The organism is Mycobacteriales bacterium, from assembly GCA_035504215.1.
Classification (GTDB): domain Bacteria; phylum Actinomycetota; class Actinomycetes; order JAFAQI01; family JAFAQI01; genus DATAUK01.
In genome coordinates, this window is the sequence record DATJSI010000050.1 from 18,152 (window position 1) to 33,529 (window position 15,378).

Annotated in this window: 13 protein-coding genes; 5 read left to right on the forward strand and 8 right to left on the reverse strand. The window is 67.0% G+C overall.

Going from position 1 to position 15,378, the window contains the following annotated elements; genetic code table 11:
• Positions 1–80: 80 nt before the first annotated feature.
• Genes fusA through rpsL form a run of 3 tightly spaced genes read right to left on the reverse strand, consistent with a single transcriptional unit; the run spans position 81 to position 3,080 of the window.
• Complete coding sequence (gene fusA, locus VME70_06015) at positions 81–2,189, reverse strand: elongation factor G (protein ID HTW19754.1); 2,109 nt, start codon at positions 2,187–2,189, stop codon at positions 81–83.
• Between the two features lie 45 nt (positions 2,190–2,234).
• Positions 2,235–2,705, reverse strand: a complete 471-nt coding sequence (gene rpsG / locus VME70_06020) for a 30S ribosomal protein S7 (GenBank protein HTW19755.1) — start codon at positions 2,703–2,705, stop codon at positions 2,235–2,237.
• 3 nt (positions 2,706–2,708) lie between these two features.
• Positions 2,709–3,080 carry a 30S ribosomal protein S12 gene (rpsL, locus tag VME70_06025; protein HTW19756.1) on the reverse strand — a complete coding sequence of 124 codons (372 nt, stop codon included), beginning with the start codon at positions 3,078–3,080 and terminating at the stop codon, positions 2,709–2,711.
• Positions 3,081–3,450: 370 nt separating this feature from the next.
• On the opposite strand from rpsL, the gene VME70_06030 reads away from it, so the two are divergent.
• The 5 genes from VME70_06030 (at position 3,451) to VME70_06050 (ending at position 6,163) form a co-directional block, all read left to right on the forward strand.
• A complete protein-coding gene (locus VME70_06030; protein HTW19757.1) occupies positions 3,451–3,603 on the forward strand; it encodes a hypothetical protein in 153 nt (50 codons plus the stop codon).
• Positions 3,600–3,833 carry a hypothetical protein gene (locus VME70_06035; GenBank protein HTW19758.1) on the forward strand — a complete coding sequence of 78 codons (234 nt, stop codon included), beginning with the start codon at positions 3,600–3,602 and terminating at the stop codon, positions 3,831–3,833. Before VME70_06030 ends, VME70_06035 begins: the two co-directional genes overlap by 4 nt.
• 49 nt (positions 3,834–3,882) lie before the next feature.
• On the forward strand, positions 3,883–4,659 hold the full coding sequence (locus VME70_06040; GenBank protein HTW19759.1) for a DUF3800 domain-containing protein: 777 nt from the start codon (positions 3,883–3,885) through the stop codon (positions 4,657–4,659).
• A 245-nt stretch (positions 4,660–4,904) separates the two neighbouring features.
• Complete coding sequence (locus VME70_06045) at positions 4,905–5,771, forward strand: IS1 family transposase (GenBank protein HTW19760.1); 867 nt, start codon at positions 4,905–4,907, stop codon at positions 5,769–5,771.
• A 116-nt stretch (positions 5,772–5,887) separates the two neighbouring features.
• The gene (locus VME70_06050; protein HTW19761.1) at positions 5,888–6,163 is read left to right on the forward strand and encodes a DUF3892 domain-containing protein; all 276 of its coding nucleotides are present in this window, start codon (positions 5,888–5,890) and stop codon (positions 6,161–6,163) included.
• Here VME70_06050 and VME70_06055 read toward each other — a convergent pair.
• From VME70_06055 to rplL, 5 genes are all read right to left on the reverse strand, one after another.
• Positions 6,157–6,486, reverse strand: coding sequence for a hypothetical protein (locus VME70_06055; protein ID HTW19762.1), 330 nt, complete (start codon positions 6,484–6,486; stop codon positions 6,157–6,159). The genes VME70_06050 and VME70_06055 overlap by 7 nt on opposite strands.
• Positions 6,487–6,702: 216 nt before the next feature.
• On the reverse strand, positions 6,703–7,035 hold the full coding sequence (locus VME70_06060; GenBank protein ID HTW19763.1) for a DUF4190 domain-containing protein: 333 nt from the start codon (positions 7,033–7,035) through the stop codon (positions 6,703–6,705).
• A gap of 109 nt (positions 7,036–7,144) precedes the next feature.
• On the reverse strand, positions 7,145–11,215 hold the full coding sequence (locus VME70_06065) for a DNA-directed RNA polymerase subunit beta' (protein ID HTW19764.1): 4,071 nt from the start codon (positions 11,213–11,215) through the stop codon (positions 7,145–7,147).
• Between the two features lie 59 nt (positions 11,216–11,274).
• Positions 11,275–14,694, reverse strand: coding sequence for a DNA-directed RNA polymerase subunit beta (gene rpoB, locus VME70_06070; protein HTW19765.1), 3,420 nt, complete (start codon positions 14,692–14,694; stop codon positions 11,275–11,277).
• A gap of 287 nt (positions 14,695–14,981) precedes the next feature.
• Positions 14,982–15,377, reverse strand: coding sequence for a 50S ribosomal protein L7/L12 (rplL, locus tag VME70_06075; GenBank protein HTW19766.1), 396 nt, complete (start codon positions 15,375–15,377; stop codon positions 14,982–14,984).
• Between the last annotated feature and the right edge of the window lies 1 nt (position 15,378).

Sequence of the window (15,378 nt, forward strand, 5' to 3'; positions counted from 1 at the left end):
TCCTCCCTTTGCCCCGCGAGCGCGCGTGTTGCGCCTAGATCCCGCGGGTGCCCCTTTCTTCTTGGTTGCGGTCTGTGGTCTTACTCGCCGTGTGCCTTGGCGATGATTTCCTTCGCGACGTTGCTGGGTACCTCTGCGTACGAGTCGAACTGCATGCTGTAGCTGGCCCGGCCCTGGGTCTTCGACCGAAGGTCGCCGACGTAGCCGAACATCTCCGACAGCGGGACCACTGCACGCACGATGCGCGCGCCAGCACGCTCGTCCATGGCCTGGATCTGGCCTCGCCGCGAGTTCAGGTCGCCGATCACGTCACCCATGAAGTCCTCGGGGGTGGTGACCTCCACGGACATCATCGGCTCCATGATCACGGGGTCCGCCTTGCGGGCGGCCTCCTTGAACGCCATCGAGCCGGCGATCTTGAACGCGAGCTCGGAGGAGTCGACCTCGTGGTAGGCACCGTCGGTCAGCGTCACCTTGACGTCGACCATCGGGTACCCGGCGAGTACGCCGAACTCCATGGCGTCCTGGCAGCCGGCGTCGACCGACGGGATGTACTCCCGCGGGATGCGACCACCGGTGACCTTGTTCTCGAACTCGTAGCCGCCGCCGCCGTCTTCGCCGTCGGGATGGGTCGGCTCGAGATCGATGATGACCCGGGCGAACTGCCCCGAACCACCGGTCTGTTTCCTGTGCGTGTACTCCACGTGCTCGACCCGCTTGCGGATCGTCTCGCGGTAGGCCACCTGCGGCTTGCCGACGTTGGCCTCGACGTTGAACTCCCGCCGCATCCGGTCGACCAGCACCTCGAGGTGCAGCTCGCCCATCCCGGCGATGATCGTCTGGCCGGTCTCCTCATCGGTCCGGACCTGGAAGGTCGGGTCCTCTTCGGACAGCCGTTGGATCGCCGTACCGAGCTTCTCCTGGTCGGCCTTGGTCTTCGGCTCGATCGCCACGTGGATGACCGGAGCCGGGAAGTCCATCGACTCGAGGATCACCGGGTGGCTGCCGTCGCAGAGCGTGTCGCCGGTGGTGGTGTCCTTCAGTCCCACCACCGCGACGATCTGGCCGGCGGTGACCCCAGAGCGCTCTTCCTGCTTGTTGGCGTGCATCTGGTAGATCTTGCCGATCCGCTCCTTGCGGTCCTTGGTGCTGTTGAGCACCTGGCTGCCGGAGTCGAGCTTGCCGGAGTAGACCCGGATGTAGGTGAGCTTGCCGAAGTACTTGTCGCTCATGATCTTGAACGCGAGCGCCGAGAACGGCTCGTTGACGTCTGCGTGCCGCTCGACGACGGTGTCCGCGTCGTGGACCGCGTGGCCCTTGATCGAGGTGATGTCGAGCGGGCTCGGCAGGTAGTCGACGATCGCGTCGAGCATCGGCTGGACGCCCTTGTTCTTGAACGCCGTACCGCACAGGACCGGGTTGAGGTTGCCGGCGATGGTCGCCCGGCGGATGCCCGCCTTGAGCGTCTCGACGTCCGGCTCCTGGCCCTCGAGGTAGAGCTCCATGATTTCGTCGTCGTTCTCGGCGAGGGTCTCGATCAGCTTCTCGCGCCACTCGCGTGCGGCCTCGGCGTGATCGGTCGGGATGGACACGACGTCATAGGTCGAGCCCTTGTCGTCGGTCTGCCAGAGCAACCCGCGCATCTCGACCAGGTCGAGCACGCCCTTGAAGTCGCTCTCCACGCCCCAGGGGAGCTGGGTGACGAGCGGGGTTGCGTTCAGCCGGGTGACGATCATCTCGACGCAGCGATGGAACTCCGCGCCGACCCGGTCCATCTTGTTGACGAAGCAGATCCGAGGTACGCCGTAGCGGTCGGCCTGCCGCCAGACCGTCTCGCTCTGCGGCTCCACGCCGGCGACGGCGTCGAAGACCGCGACCGCGCCGTCGAGCACCCGCAGCGAGCGCTCGACCTCGACCGTGAAGTCCACGTGACCGGGCGTGTCGATGATGTTGATGGTGTGGTTGTTCCACTCGCAGGTCGTCGCCGCGGAGGTGATGGTGATCCCGCGCTCCTGCTCCTGCTCCATCCAGTCCATCGTGGCGTTGCCCTCGTGGACCTCGCCGATCTTGTAGTTGATCCCGGTGTAGTAGAGGATCCGCTCGGTCGTCGTGGTTTTGCCCGCGTCGATGTGCGCCATGATCCCGATGTTCCGGGTCCTGGCGAGAGCGGCTGCCACGTCGGTGGTCACTTCTGTTCGTTCCTCAGCGTCGTTGGTGAGTAGTTCTCGTCCCGCTTACCAGCGGTAGTGCGCGAAGGCCTTGTTGGACTCCGCCATCTTGTGGGTGTCCTCGCGGCGCTTGACCGCGGCACCGAGGCCGTTGCTGGCGTCGAGCAGCTCGTTGGTCAGCCGCTCGGTCATCGTCTTCTCGCGGCGCTGCCGGGAGTACATGACCAGCCAGCGCAGCGCGAGGGTCGTCGCCCGGCCGGGCTTGACCTCGACCGGCACCTGGTAGGTCGCGCCGCCGACCCGGCGGCTCTTGACCTCGAGTGCCGGCCGGACGTTGTCGAGCGCGCGCTTGAGCGTGACGACCGGGTCGGTCCCGGTCTTGTCGCGACAGCCCTCCAGCGCGTCGTAGACGATGCGCTGGGCGAGCGAGCGCTTCCCGCCGGTCAGGATCTTGTTGACCAGCGAGGTGACGATCGGCGAGCCGTAGACCGGGTCGGCGATGACCGGGTGCTTGGCAGCGGGGCCCTTACGCGGCATCGCTTACTTCTCCCTCTTCGCGCCGTACCGGCTGCGGGCCTGCTTGCGCCCGCGGACTCCCTGGGTGTCGAGCGAGCCGCGGATGATCTTGTAGCGAACGCCGGGCAGGTCCTTCACCCGGCCGCCGCGGACCAGCACGATCGAGTGCTCCTGCAGGTTGTGCCCGACGCCCGGGATGTACGCCGTGACCTCGACCCCCGAGGTCAGCCGGACCCGGGCAACCTTGCGCAGGGCAGAGTTCGGCTTCTTGGGCGTCGTCGTGTAGACGCGCGTGCAGACGCCTCGACGCTGCGGGCTGCCTTTCAGCGCCGGCGTCTTGGTCTTGCCGATCTTGTCCTCTCGGCCCTTGCGGACCAGCTGAGAGATCGTGGGCACTCGCCGTTCTCCTCGTGCGTGCGGATGGTGCGGTTCGTATGTTTTTGCGCCGATATCCCCGACCCACGCGGTCGGGTGTGTCGCACGCTCCGCGCTCCGCCCGCGCCGACCGGCGCGAGAATCTGCTCGGAGGGTCCCGACACCCGGCCCCGCACGTTCAGATGCCCGGCGCAATGAACTCCGGGCGCCGTCACCGTGCTGGTCACGAGCGTGTCGGGTTGCACGACACAGCGTCCGGATCGCTCCAGACACCGCGTGCCACACTAGCCGAGCGCGAACCGCCGGGTCAAAACCTGCCCGTTGGGGGTAGTGGGTCAGTTTGAGCGGGACGTTTCTGGCGATGCTTGACCGCTCACGCTAGCCTTGAAGCATGGCCAAGACAGCAGTAGCGGCCGGCGACCCCGGTGACTGGTTCGCGCTCATCCTGATCCTAATCTCGCTCGGCATCCTGCCTGGCAAGTGGAAGGGCACCGTATCGGGCGCGGCGACTCTGTACTGGATTTGGAAGAGGTTCGGCGAGTGACGCCGAAGCGTCCCCGTGACCTGAACCAGCTCGCGGCCAGGCTAGTCGAACTAGCCACCGATCCGGACGCCGAGGACACGCCCGACACCGGCAAGGACCCAGCTGCGGTTAAGCTCGGACGACGGGGAGGGCTCAAAGGCGGCCGGGCCCGCGCCGACAAGCTCACCGCGGAGCAGCGCAGCGAGATCGCCAGGAAGGCCTCCGCCGCTCGGTGGAAACGCGACCGCTAGCGCTGGTAGCATCCCACCGATGTAATTCAATCCGGATGGGGGTGCCCGCGTGGCCAGGACCTCATCCGATGACGCGATTGACCTGCCCCTCCGCTATCCGACCTCTCTGATCCACGTTGACGAGAGCGGGTCACGCGCGAGCAGGGAGCAGTTCTTCGTTGTGGGCGCCGTCAAGGTCCGCGAGTCTGGCCAACTGGCTCGGACCATTCGTGACGTGCGCGACCGCAACAACTTCGAGGGCGAGTTCAGGTTCAGCACGATCTCGCGAGGGAAGCTGGCCGTCTACTACGACCTGATCGACCAGCTTGAGCAGTCGGACGCCCACTTCGCGGCGTGTGTGGTCGACCGAAGCACTGGGGCAGATCCCTTCGCGTCCTCCGTGCCGCCATGGCGGATTCACGCTCGGGTAACAGCGCAGCTCCTGCGAGCGTGCATCAATCGACGCGAGGTCGTATCGGTGTTGCTCGATAGCATCTCGACCCCAAAGGGTTGCGCGCTTGACGACACAGTGCGCGGGATGGTCAACACCCAACTGGGACGCACTGCCGTCGTGACGGCTGCGTGCCTCAACTCCAGGACCAATGATGGCTTGCAGGTGGCCGACCTCGTCGCGAGCGCCATCGCATTCGACCGCCGCAAGGGGTGCCTTACGAAGGACAAACACCCCAATTCACACAAAGCTAAGGTGGCAGCGCGCCTTGCCACCGCGTTCGGCATTAGCTCGTTCGATGACGTGCACACCGAACGGGTGAACATCGCCACCTACCGCCGGCGAGCGCCTGTGCGGCTCGCCACAGTCGAAAAGATTCCGCGCCTGACTGGTTGAGATTTCTCCGATTCGGGCGATACTCTGTATGTGCGGCTTGAGCTTCGGGCTCACATCTGCACGTTCGGGCTTGAGCTTCGGGCTCACGGCCCGGAGAACTAGGGCTTGTAACGGCCTCCCACAGACAACAACGACGAAGCGTCTCGTCAGAACTGGCGGGGCGCTTCGTCGCGTCTGCGCGCCCCCACGCAACTGCGAACGCCAGGAGGTTGACTTTCCCTAAGCGGTCAAGCATAATGGTCAGTATGAACAAGCTGAGTCCGGAGAAGCGAGCGCAGGTCATCGGCTGCCTGGTCGAAGGCATGAGCATCCGAGGCACCGTCCGGACCACAGGAGTAGCCAAGAACACCATCGTCAAGCTGCTTGTCGACCTCGGCGACGTCTGCTCCTACGCGGCGAACGAACTGCTAGTCGACGTCGAAGCCAAGCGCGTCCAGTGCGACGAGATCTGGTCCTTTTGCTACTCCAAGCAGAAGAACGTCCCCGAGGACAAGATCGGTGAGTTCGGGTACGGCGACATCTGGACGTGGACCGCTATCGACGCCGACACGAAGCTCGTCATCAGCTACCTAGTCGGGGACCGTTCCAGCTACTCGGCGCATCGGCTCATGGAGGACGTGTCCTACCGGGTCACGGGCCGGATGCAGCTCACCACCGACGGGCACAACGCCTACCTGAACGCGGTCGAGGACACGTTCCACGGCGACATCGACTACGCGCAGCTCGTGAAGATCTACGACGCTCCCAGCGGCCAGGACAACGAGCGTCGCTATTCGCCGGCTGTCTGCACCGGAGCCGACAAGCGCCGGATCAACGGGCACCCGGACGAGAAGCACATCAGCACCAGCTACGTGGAGCGCCAGAACCTCACTATGCGGATGAGCATGCGCCGGTTCACCCGGCTCACGAACGCGTTCAGCAAGAAGGTGGAGAACCTCGCCGCCGCCGTGAGCCTGCACTTCGTGTATTACAACTTCGCTCGGCCGCACCAGACGCTCACGAAGGCGAACGGCGGACGCCCGACCACCCCGGCAATGGCGGCAGGAAAGGCGTCCCGAGTTTGGACACTTGCCGACATCGTGCGCCTTCTGGACTACCAACTGCCGGAGTGACCGGCGAGCCTCCACCATCCGAACGTGTGTTCGTCGTAACTTCCCAGGCATTGGAGCCCCGGCGCGGCTGCAACCGCCCGGGGCATGGACCCCATCTTGTAAGGAGATGAGGACGTATGAGTAAAAGGATCGTCGCCGTCCGCAAGAGTCGGTACGGCCACGGCCACCTCACCGAGGCCGGTATCGGCACGGTTCACGGTCGCCCCGCCTACTGGGAAGGCGTCGACACGGTGCGAGCGAACCTGGCCTCGCAGACCTACTACACGGTGAGTCCGACGTCGGGAGCGGTGGCCTACGTCCATCGGGTCACCTGCGAGTGCGGCGTGAAGACCATCCAGACCGACGGCGACCGGTGGCGCGACAACAACCTGGACAACCTGCCCACCTACTGATCAAGGTCCGGCACGATGGACAACGACTGGAGTCGTGGCATTTCCGGTCGCGGCTTCAGTTCGTCCTCAGCGCGGTCGGGGAAGGCTGCGTATCCCATCGCGACCGCGATGCAGTCCGCGATGAACGGCACCACGTGCTCAGCGGTTCCGACGGGCAGCTCGATTGCGATCCTGTCGTCCAGCGCCAGATAGATCTGTCCCCCCGGTTGCGGCGTCGCCGACAGGTAGGGGACGCGCCGCCCGCGCAGCACGACCGCGTGCGCCCGGAACGGGCCGATGAACTCCAGGTCGCTAAGCGCCGGGAGGTCAGAGTCGACGCTCATCGGCGCGATAATGACATCAATGTAATTCGATCCTTGGGTCCGACGCGCCCGTCCCGCTCAAACTGACCCACTACCCGAACCCGCGGCCGGGCCTTGACCGCGGCGTACGCCGAGCTCGAGCGGCCCGCCGGGCCAGTGGGCGGCAGGTCCCCTAGCCGAGCGCGGCCAGGCCGCCGCTTGAGCCGGTGGTGGTGTGGGCAACGACCAGCGTGACGATCACGACCAGCCACACACCACGAGCTCGACCGACCCGAGGGTGATGCCGGCCAGCGCGAGGCCCCGGCCGCGGTCGCCGTTGTGCCGGATCTGGCGGACCGCGATGATGCCGAACACCAGCCCGAGGACGCCGCCGAGGAACGGCAGGATGCTCAGGGCCACCGCACAGCTGGCGGCGCCGATCGCGAACCCGTTCATGCTCGGCCGCGCCGGATACCCGTACGGCGGGTAGCCGTAGCCGACCGGGCCGCTGGTGGCCGCCGCATAGACCGGCGGCCGCTGCCAACCGGGCGGGGCTGCGTAGGGAGGTTGCGGACCGGGCTCCGGGGTCACCCGTTCAGTGTGCGACAGGGCGGCTGGCGCGCGCCGGCCGACCCGTTCGTCAGGACGACGAACGGGCTGCCCTCGGAGGAGGACAGCCCGTCTCGTCGTGGGTCACGGCTTAGCGGTAACCGTAGTCTCCGCCACCGAATCCCGGCCGCTGCCCGTAGCTGTAGTCCTCGAGCGGCACTGCCTCGCCACTGCCGGTGCCGAAGTCGTACCCGGACTCCTCGTACGGCGTCATCGTGTAGACCGCGGCCCGCGCCTCCTCGGTCGGCTCGACCCGGACGTTGCGGTAACGGCTGATGCCGGTGCCCGCCGGGATGAGCTTGCCGATGATGACGTTCTCCTTCAGGCCGAGCAGCGAGTCCGACCGCGCGTGGATCGCTGCGTCGGTGAGGACCCGCGTGGTCTCCTGGAACGACGCCGCGGACAGCCACGACTCGGTGGCCAGCGAGGCCTTGGTGATCCCCATCAGCACCGGGCGGCCGGCCGCCGGCGCGCCGCCCTCGGCGACGACCCGGCGGTTCTGCTCCTCGAACTTCGGCCGCTCGACCAACTCGCCCGGAAGCAGCTCGGTGTCACCCGACTCGAGGATGTTCACCCGCTTGAGCATCTGGCGAATGATGATCTCGATGTGCTTGTCGTGGATCGTCACGCCCTGCGAGCGGTAGACGTCCTGCACCTCCTTGACCAGGTGCAGCTGCACCGCGCGCGGCCCGAGGATGCGCAGCACCTCGTGCGGGTCGCTCGCGCCGGCGTGCAGCTGGTCTCCGACCTCGACGTGCTGGCCGTCCTCGACCCGCCACTGGCCGCGGGCCCGCTCTGACTCGGCGTCGTACCAGCGCCAGGACAGCATCCGCTTCGACAGCGGGTACTCGACCGGCTCGCCGCCGTCGTCAGGGGTGATGACGAACTTCGCGGTCTTGTCGGTCTCGGCGATGCTGACCCGGCCGGCCACCTCGCTGATCGGTGCGCGACCCTTGGGCTGGCGCGCCTCGAACAGCTCGACCACGCGAGGCAGGCCGTGGGTGATGTCCTCACCCGCGACACCACCGGTGTGGAATGTCCGCATCGTCAGCTGCGTGCCCGGCTCGCCGATCGACTGCGCGGCGATGATGCCCACCGCCTCGCCGAGGTCGACGGTCTTGCTGGTCGCGAGCGAACGGCCGTAGCACAGCGCGCAGATCCCGGCCTTGGACTCGCAGGTGAGCACGCTGCGCACCCGCACCTCGGCCACGCCGGCGTCGACGAGCTGCCCGATGAGTACGTCGCCCAGATCGTCGCCCGCCTTGGCGAGCGCGGTCTTGTTGACGACGACGTCCTCCGCGAGCGAGCGCGCGTAGACCCGGGTCTCGACGTTCTCCCGGTCGAGCACGAGCTTGCCGTCCGGACCCTCGATCGCGATCGGCACGGTGATGCCGCGGTCGGTCCCGCAGTCGCCCTCGCGGACGATGACGTCCTGGCTGACGTCGACCAGCCGCCGGGTGAGGTAGCCGGAGTCCGCCGTACGAAGCGCGGTGTCGGCCAGGCCCTTGCGGGCGCCGTGGGTGGAGATGAAGTACTCCAGCACGGTGAGACCTTCGCGGAAGTTGGTCTTGATCGGCCGCGGGATGATCTCGCCCTTCGGGTTCGCGACCAGACCACGCATGCCGGCGATCTGCTGGACCTGGAGCATGTTCCCTCGGGCACCCGAGCCGACCATCATCTGGATCGGGTTGTCCTTCGGGAAGTTCTCCCGCATCTTCGCCGCGACCTCGCTGGTCGCCCGGGTCCAGATCTCGATCAGCTCCTGGCGGCGCTCGTCATCGGTGATGACGCCCCGCTCGTACTGCTTCTGGACCTTCTCGGCCAGCTCCTCGTAGCGGGCGAGGATCGCCTGCTTCTCCGGCGGCGTGACCACGTCCGCGATCGCGATCGTGACACCGGCCTTCGTGGCCCAGCTGAAACCGGCCTCCTTGAGCGCGTCGAGCGTCGCGGCGACCTGGACCTTCGGGTAGCGCTCGGCCAGGTCGTTGACGATCTCCCCGAGCTGCGCCTTGCGCACCTCGTAGTCGACGAACGGGTAGTCGTAGGGCAGCGTCTCGTTGAACAGGCACCGGCCGAGCGTGGTCTCGACCAGCGTCAGGTCACCGGGCTGCCAGCCCTGCGAGCCGTCGAAGCTGCGAGCGTCGGCGTCCGGCCCACGGTGTACGTCGGGAACCGCCGGGTCCGAGCCGCTCGCGGCGGGCAGGCCGTCGACCCGGATCTTGACCAGCGCCTGCAGGTCGAGCTCACCCGCGTCGTAAGCCATGATCGCCTCGGCCACCGAGCCGAACGTGCGGCCCTCGCCGGGCGCGCCGTCGAGCTGGGTCGTGAGGTAGTAGATGCCGAGCACCATGTCCTGGGTCGGCGAGGTGATCGGTCGTCCCGACGCCGGCGAGAGGATGTTGTTCGAGCTCAGCATCAGGATCCGGGCCTCGGCCTGCGCCTCCGCCGACAGCGGAAGGTGCACGGCCATCTGGTCGCCGTCGAAGTCGGCGTTGAACGCCGTACACACCAACGGGTGGATCTGGATCGCCTTGCCCTCGACCAGCTGCGGCTCGAACGCCTGGATGCCGAGGCGGTGCAGCGTCGGTGCGCGGTTGAGCAGCACCGGGTGCTCGGTGATCACCTCTTCGAGGACGTCCCACACCATCGCGTAGCGAGCGGTGCCGCCGGTCGCGCGCTCCACCATCCGCTTGGCGGACTTGATGTTCTGCGCGTGGTTGAGGTCGACCAGCCGCTTCATGACGAACGGCTTGAACAGCTCGAGCGCCATCTGCTTCGGCAGCCCGCACTGGTGCAGCCGCAGCTGCGGCCCGACCACGATGACCGAACGGCCGGAGTAGTCGACCCGCTTGCCGAGCAGGTTCTGGCGGAACCGGCCCTGCTTGCCCTTGAGCATGTCCGACAGCGACTTCAGCGGCCGGTTGCCGGGGCCCGTGACCGGGCGCCCGCGGCGGCCATTGTCGAACAGCGCGTCGACCGCCTCCTGCAGCATCCGCTTCTCGTTGTTGACGATGATCTCGGGCGCGCCGAGGTCGAGCAGTCGCTTGAGCCGGTTGTTCCGGTTGATCACCCGGCGGTAGAGGTCGTTGAGGTCGCTCGTCGCGAACCGGCCGCCGTCGAGCTGCACCATCGGGCGCAGGTCCGGCGGGATCACCGGGACGCAGTCGAGCACCATGCCCATCGGCGAGTTGCGGGTGTTGAGGAACGCGCTCACGACCTTCAGCCGCTTCAGCGCGCGGGCCTTCTTCTGCCCCTTGCCGGTGCGGATGGTCTCGCGCAGCGACTCGGCCTCGGCCTCGAGGTCGAAGGACTCGAGCAGCTTCTTCAGCGACTCGGCGCCCATGCCGGCCTCGAAGTACTCACCCATGGTGCCGGGCACGACCCGCCAGGTGCCGTCGTCGTTCTTCGCGCCCTTTGCGAACCGGTCACGCAGCTCGCGGAAGGTCCGCTCGTCGGTGATCAGCTGCTTCACCGCGAGGTTCTTGAACGCGTCGAGGACCGAGTCGAGCTCGTCGACCGCGCGTTCGGCGCGCGTGCGGATCTGCTTGACCTCGCGGTCCGCGGAGTCGCGCACCTTGCGGCGCGCGTCGCCCTTCGCGCCCTCGGCCTCGAGCTGCGCGAGGTCGGCCTCCTGCCGCTTCATCCGCGCGTCGATGTCGGCGTTCATCTTGTCGGTGATGCGCGACTTCTCGACCGAGAACTGCGCCTCGACACTCGCCAGGTCACGGTGCCGCGCGTCGGCATCGACGTCGGTGACCAGGTAGCCGGCGAAGTAGATGATCTTCTCGAGGTCCTTCGGGGCCAGGTCGAGCAGGTAGCCGAGCCGGCTCGGGACGCCCTTGAAGTACCAGATGTGGGTGACCGGCGCGGCGAGCTCGATGTGGCCCATCCGCTCCCGGCGTACCTTCGCACGGGTCACCTCGACACCGCAGCGCTCGCAGATGATCCCCTTGAAGCGCACGCGCTTGTACTTGCCGCAGTAGCACTCCCAGTCCCGGGTGGGACCGAAGATCTTCTCGCAGAACAAGCCGTCCTTTTCCGGCTTGAGCGTGCGGTAGTTGATCGTCTCCGGCTTCTTGACCTCGCCGTGCGACCACAGGCGGATGTCATCCGCGGTCGCCAAGCCGATCCGCAACTCGTCGAAGAAGTTGACGTCGAGCACCTTGTCTTCTTTCTTTTGGCTCTTCGGTTTTTAAGGGTTTGCCTGGGTTGGAGAAGTCGTCAGACTTCCTCAACCGAACTCGGCTCGCGTCGGCTGAGGTCGATGCCCAGCTCCTCAGCCGCTCTGAACACGTCCTCGTCGGTCTCGCGCAGCTCGATCTGCATGCCGTCGCTGGACAGCACCTCGACGTTGAGGCACAACGACTGCATCTCCTTGATCAGCACCTTGAACGACTCGGGGATTCCGGGCTCCGGGATGTTCTCGCCCTTGACGATGGCCTCGTAGACCTTGACCCGGCCGAGGACGTCGTCGGACTTGATGGTCAGCAGCTCCTGCAGCGCGTACGCCGCGCCGTAGGCCTCGAGCGCCCACACCTCCATCTCGCCGAAGCGCTGGCCACCGAACTGCGCCTTACCACCCAGCGGCTGCTGCGTGATCATCGAGTACGGGCCGGTCGAACGGGCGTGGATCTTGTCGTCGACCAGGTGCAGGAGCTTCAGGATGTAGATGTAGCCGACCGAGATCGGCTGGCGGATCGGCTCACCGCTGCGGCCGTCGAACAGCTGTGCCTTGCCGTCCGAGCCGACCAGGCGCTGGCCGTCCCGGTTGGGCAGGGTCGAGCTCAGCAGGCCGCTGATCTCCTCCTCGCGCGCCCCGTCGAAGACCGGCGTCGCCAGGCAGGTGTTGGGCTCGGAGGAGTCCGCGCCGATCTCTGCCATCCGCTTCTGCCAGCTCTCCTTGGTGCCCTCGACCTGCCAGCCGCTCTTCGCGACCCACCCGAGGTGGGTCTCGAGGACCTGGCCGACGTTCATCCGGCCGGGGACGCCGAGCGGGTTGAGGATGATGTCCACCGGCGTGCCGTCCTCGAGGAACGGCATGTCCTCGACCGGCAGCACCTTCGAGATCACACCCTTGTTGCCGTGCCGGCCGGCGAGCTTGTCGCCGTCGGTGATCTTTCGCTTCTGCGCGACGTAGACGCGCACCAGCTCGTTGACCCCGGGCGGCAGCTCGTCCCCGTCCTCGCGGTTGAACACGCGGACGCCGATGACCTTGCCGCTCTCGCCGTGCGGCACCTTCAGCGAGGTGTCGCGCACCTCGCGGGCCTTCTCACCGAAGATCGCGCGCAGCAGCCGCTCCTCCGGGGTCAGCTCGGTCTCGCCCTTCGGGGTGACCTTGCCGACCAGCACGTCGCCGGGGTCGACCTCGGCGCCGATCCGGATGATCCCCCGCTCGTCGAGGTCGGCGAGGACCTCCTCGCTGACGTTCGGGATGTCGCGGGTGATCTCCTCGGGGCCGAGCTTGGTGTCGCGAGCGTCGACCTCGTGCTCCTCGATGTGGATCGAGGACAGGACGTCCTCCTCGACCAGCCGCGAGGACAGGATGATCGCGTCCTCGTAGTTGTGGCCTTCCCACGACATGAACGCGACCAGCAGGTTCTTGCCGAGCGCCATCTCACCGTTCTGCGTGCACGGCCCGTCGGCGATGACCTGGCCGGCCTCGATCCGCTGGCCCTCGTCCACGATCGGCTTCTGGTTGAACGACGTGCCCTGGTTGGAGCGGTGGAACTTGGCCAGCCGGTAGACGCGGGTGGTGCCGTCGTCGTTCGCGACCGTGATGTAGTCGGCCGAGACCTCCTCGACGACGCCGGCGTGCTCCGCGACGACGACGTCGCCGGCGTCGACCGCGGCGCGGTACTCCATGCCGGTGCCGACCAGCGGCGCCTCGCTGCGCAGCAGCGGGACCGACTGGCGCTGCATGTTCGAGCCCATCAGCGCGCGGTTCGCGTCGTCGTGCTCGAGGAACGGGATCATCGCGGTCGCGACCGACACCATCTGCCGCGGCGACACGTCCATGTAGTCGACGGCGGTGGGCTCGACGTAGTCGACCTCACCCTCCTTGCGGCGGACCAGGACGCGGTTCTCGGCAAACGTGCCGTTGGCGGACAGGGGCGCGTTCGCCTGCGCGATGACGTGCCGGTCCTCCTCGTCCGCGGTGAGATAGTCGATGTGGTCGGTGACCCGGCCCTTGTCCACCCGCCGGTACGGCGTCTCGACGAAGCCGAACGGGTTGACCCGCGCGTAGGTCGACAGCGACCCGATCAGGCCGATGTTCGGACCTTCCGGGGTCTCGATCGGGCACATCCGGCCGTAGTGGCTGGGGTGCACGTCGCGGACCTCGAAGCCGGCCCGCTCCCGGGACAGACCGCCCGGGCCGAGCGCCGACATGCGCCGCTTGTGGGTGAGACCGGCGAGCGGGTTGGTCTGGTCCATGAACTGCGAGAGCTGGGAAGTCCCGAAGAACTCCTTGATCGACGCCACGACCGGCCGGATGTTGATCAGGGTCTGCGGCGTGATCGCCTCGACGTCCTGCGTCGTCATCCGCTCGCGGACGACCCGCTCCATGCGGGACAGCCCGATCCGGACCTGGTTCTGGATCAGCTCGCCGACGGTGCGCAGCCGCCGGTTGCCGAAGTGGTCGATGTCGTCGGTCTCGTAGCCCGGGTCGCCGCGGTGCAGGCGTACGACGTAGTCGATCGCCGCGACGATGTCGTCCTCGGTGAGGATCCCGGTGCCCGGCGCAACGTCGGTGCCGAGCTTCTTGTTGACCTTGTAGCGGCCGACCTTGGCCAGGTCGTAGCGCTTCTCGTTGAAGTAGAGGTTGTTGAGCAGGGTCTCCGCCGCGTCGCGCGTGGGCGGCTCGCCCGGACGCAGCTTGCGGTAGATGTCGATCAGCGCCTCGTCCGGCGTGGTCGTGTGGTCCTTCTCGAGCGTCAGCCGCATCGAGTCGAACTCGCCGAAGCGCTCGAGGATCCGCTCGTTGTCCCAACCGAGGGCACGAAGCAGCACCGTGACCGGCTGGCGCCGCTTGCGGTCGATGCGGACGCCGACCTGGTCGCGCTTGTCGACCTCGAACTCCAGCCAGGCGCCGCGGCCGGGGATGACCTTGGCGGCGTAGACCTCACGGTCGCTGGCCTTGTCGAGGGTGCGGTCGAAGTAGACGCCGGGCGAGCGGACCAGCTGCGAGACGACGACCCGCTCGGTGCCGTTGATGATGAACGTGCCCTGATCGGTCATCAGCGGGAAGTCGCCCATGAAGACCGTCTGGCTCTTGATCTCGCCGGTTTCGTTGTTCGTGAACTCGGCGATGACGAACAGCGGCGCCGAGTAGGTCATGTCCTTGTCCTTGCACTCCTCGATCGAGTGCGGCGGATCCATCAACTTCGGCTCGCGAAACTCCAGCGACATGGTGTCGGAAAAGTCGCGAATCGGGCTGATTTCGGACAGGATCTCCTCGAGCCCGGACGTCGAGTTGCCGTCGGCCCGGTCTCGCCACTCGGGCGAGCCGATCAACCATTTGAACGACGACGTCTGCAACGCCAGCAGGTTCGGCACTTCGAGCGGCTCGTTGATCCGCGCGAAGGAGATGCGGCGAGGTGCGAGGGTGGATGGAGCGGAAGCGGTGGAGCGCGAGGCGGCCAAGTGGGGTCCTTCTCTAGTTGCCCGCTGTCAGTGTTCGCGCGCGCCAATCGACCCGCGGCTCTGCATGGTCAGCAGACGCGGAGAAGTCGGGAGGCAGCGCAAATAAGCAGCATAGCCGCGAGAAGGCTCGCTGTCGAGAACGACCCGCTAGTCGGGCCCACCGTATTCAGTCACTGCTGCGCAGCAGGATGCCCTCCGGGCGGGCCGGCCGTCAAGTCTCCACGCGGAACTGTGCGTTCAGGATCGGCCGGCCACGGCAGGCCGGCCGATCCGTGCAGGTACGGCGGCTACTTGACGGTGACGGTCGCGCCGGCGCCTTCGAGGGCTTCCTTGCCCTTGTCGGCGGCGTCCTTCGCGACCTTCTCCAGGACCGTCTTCGGCGCACCGTCGACGAGGTCCTTGGCCTCCTTGAGGCCCAGGCTGGTGAGCTCGCGCACGACCTTGATGACCTGGATCTTCTTGTCGCCGGCGGCCTCGAGGATGACGTCGAACTCGTCCTTCTCCTCCTCGGCCTCGGCGGCCGCGCCGCCGCCGGCGCCACCCGCGGCCGGGGCAGCGACCGCAACCGGAGCGGCCGCGGAGACACCGAAGGTCTCCTCGAAGGCCTTCACGAGCTCGGAGATCTCGATCAGGCTCTTCTCCTTGAGCGCCTCGATGATCTCGTCGTTGGTCAGGGTGGGCATG

What these genes read in the sequence shown, in the direction of transcription:
- rpsG (HTW19755.1), bottom strand. Translation starts at nt 2,705, where the DNA reads ATGCCGCGTAAGGGCCCCGCTGCCAAGCACCCGGTCATCGCCGACCCG.
- VME70_06030 (HTW19757.1), top strand. Translation starts at nt 3,451, where the DNA reads ATGGCCAAGACAGCAGTAGCGGCCGGCGACCCCGGTGACTGGTTCGCG.
- VME70_06045 (HTW19760.1), top strand. Translation starts at nt 4,905, where the DNA reads ATGAACAAGCTGAGTCCGGAGAAGCGAGCGCAGGTCATCGGCTGCCTG.
- VME70_06050 (HTW19761.1), top strand. Translation starts at nt 5,888, where the DNA reads ATGAGTAAAAGGATCGTCGCCGTCCGCAAGAGTCGGTACGGCCACGGC.
- VME70_06055 (HTW19762.1), bottom strand. Translation starts at nt 6,486, where the DNA reads ATGAGCGTCGACTCTGACCTCCCGGCGCTTAGCGACCTGGAGTTCATC.
- rplL (HTW19766.1), bottom strand. Translation starts at nt 15,377, where the DNA reads ATGCCCACCCTGACCAACGACGAGATCATCGAGGCGCTCAAGGAGAAG.